A 292-nucleotide genomic window follows, 5' to 3' on the forward strand; every position below is an offset into this window, starting at 1 on the left:
TCGGCGTCAAGCTGAAGGAAGGCGACGTGGTCAAGGTCAAGGTGCTGGAAGTCGACAAGCAGGGCCGTATCCGCCTGTCGATGTAGGCCGTCGAGGAAGGCGAAGGCGCCTCGGCCGAGTAATCGACCGCAACACCAAGGTAGGTGACGACCGGTGGTCGTCACCCCCTGAAAAAAAACGGGCCTTCGGGCCCGTTGTTTTTGCCTGTCGCAAGTCAATACGTTTCCCATTAGCGGCGCCAGAAGATGTCCGCCGGACCGATTCGCTGGACATCCCACGAAGACCGGGCGCG

Annotated in this window: 1 protein-coding gene; it reads left to right on the forward strand. The window is 61.0% G+C overall.

Features of this window, described 5'->3' with window-relative positions; all coding sequences use genetic code 11:
* On the forward strand, positions 1-86 hold an 86-nt coding region (locus ACQG3P_RS19275), incomplete at its 5' end, for a S1 RNA-binding domain-containing protein (RefSeq protein ID WP_426805936.1).
* Between the last annotated feature and the right edge of the window lie 206 nt (positions 87-292).

The organism is Stenotrophomonas sp. SrG, from assembly GCF_050031795.1.
Taxonomy (GTDB): Bacteria; Pseudomonadota; Gammaproteobacteria; order Xanthomonadales; family Xanthomonadaceae; genus Stenotrophomonas; species Stenotrophomonas rhizophila_A.